Here is a 1,326-nt window from a genome sequence, read left to right on the forward strand (position 1 = left end):
CAGAGGACTTGTCTACTCCAACTGTATGTGAGCGAACGATTTTTGCCAGCTGGTAAGATACTTTGTCCAAAGTCCAAATCTTTGAAACGGGTTATTAGTTCGGCCAGCATGTTGGCAATAATGCCAACAAATAGACTGAATTTCAATCTGCCTGGGTCGGCTTGGCACGCAAGCGACGCCTCTCATCCTGCAGCGCGAGGCGTTCATGATCCCAGCGCCGTTCCCGCTCACGGGCCTCGGACAACGCCTGACGCTGGTCGTCGATCTGCACCAGCCAACGCGCCGATTCGGCGTCATGCGCGGCCTGGGCGCGCTCCAGCAGATCGGTTAGGGTCTTGATCTGGGTCTCGCGCTCGGCCAGCGCCGCGCGTCCGGCGTCCAGATCCGATCGACTCTGGGCCAGCGCCTCGGCGAGTCGGGTTCGCTCGCGCTGCTCATCCTCCTGTGCCTGTTCTAGGCGGGCGATGGTCTGCTCGGCCGTGGGGTGCTCATAGGTTTGACTCCGGGATGTCGAAACTACTACAATTGTGGCGCATTGCCACAGGAGAAGCGCTCATGAGTATTTCGATTCGAATTGACGACGGCCTTTACGAAACCGCGAAGATTCGCGCCAAGGCGGAGATGCGTTCGATCCCGCAACAAGTGGCTTACTGGGCCAAGGTGGGTCGTGCCGCGCTCGACAACCCCGACTTGCCCATTGAATTTGTGCGCGACACGCTACTCGCGATTGAAGAAGAGTCCGAGCCCTTTGAGTTGCCCGAAGCCTGATGACCGTGACACTACAGCAGCGCCCCGCGTTCAAGCGGGTCTACAAGAAACTGCATGCTAACCAACGTGATGCAGTCCATACAGCCATGCGCGAGCTCATCGCAAACCCGCTACTCGGCGAGGAAAAGAAGGGCGATCTCGCCGGCGTCTGGGTCCATAAATTCGACTGCATCAATCAGCTCTATCTGCTCGCCTATCTATGGGATGAGACGACGCGCACCTGGCTTTCCCTCGGTCCCCACGAAAACTTCTACCGCGACTTGAAGCGCTAACTCGGCCCACACTGAGCACCTCGAAAACGATCAGTCGTTCGTTTGCAAATCCCGCATTAGATCGTCCACATCGGCAAACGTCTTGCCGCGCCCATCTTCCAATTCCTCGATCGCGATCCGCGTTCTGTTTGAGGGCCAGTCTGCGCTGTCGCCATCCGAATCCTAATCTACCTGGGGCGGATCCCGGAAATTTGGCCCATCCACGTCGATTGGACTTTGGACAAAGTATCTTACCAGCTGGCAAAAATCGTTCGCTCACATACAGTTGGAGTAGACAAGTCCTCTG

3 protein-coding genes are annotated in these 1,326 nt (G+C 57.1%); all 3 read left to right on the forward strand.

Annotated elements, in window-relative coordinates; translation table 11 throughout:
- The first annotated feature begins 205 nt into the window (after positions 1-205).
- The 3 genes from GJ668_RS21050 to GJ668_RS19755 all read left to right on the forward strand — a co-directional run bounded on the left by GJ668_RS21050 (position 206) and on the right by GJ668_RS19755 (position 1,040).
- Positions 206-331, forward strand: coding sequence for a hypothetical protein (locus GJ668_RS21050; RefSeq protein WP_281350279.1), 126 nt, complete (start codon positions 206-208; stop codon positions 329-331).
- A gap of 224 nt (positions 332-555) precedes the next feature.
- Entirely contained in the window at positions 556-768 is a 213-nt protein-coding gene (locus tag GJ668_RS19750) for a TA system antitoxin ParD family protein (protein WP_155451788.1), read from the forward strand.
- Entirely contained in the window at positions 768-1,040 is a 273-nt protein-coding gene (locus GJ668_RS19755; RefSeq protein WP_155451789.1) for a type II toxin-antitoxin system RelE/ParE family toxin, read from the forward strand. The genes GJ668_RS19750 and GJ668_RS19755 overlap by 1 nt, the downstream gene beginning before the upstream one ends.
- Positions 1,041-1,326: the final 286 nt, after the last annotated feature.

The sequence above is a fragment of the Allochromatium palmeri genome (assembly GCF_009720725.1).
Taxonomy (GTDB): domain Bacteria; phylum Pseudomonadota; class Gammaproteobacteria; order Chromatiales; family Chromatiaceae; genus Thermochromatium; species Thermochromatium palmeri.

Bases quoted from the DNA above. Each gene is read 5' to 3' on its own strand.
- GJ668_RS21050 (WP_281350279.1), top strand. From the start codon at position 206: ATGATCCCAGCGCCGTTCCCGCTCACGGGCCTCGGACAACGCCTGACG.
- GJ668_RS19750 (WP_155451788.1), top strand. From the start codon at position 556: ATGAGTATTTCGATTCGAATTGACGACGGCCTTTACGAAACCGCGAAG.
- GJ668_RS19755 (WP_155451789.1), top strand. From the start codon at position 768: ATGACCGTGACACTACAGCAGCGCCCCGCGTTCAAGCGGGTCTACAAG.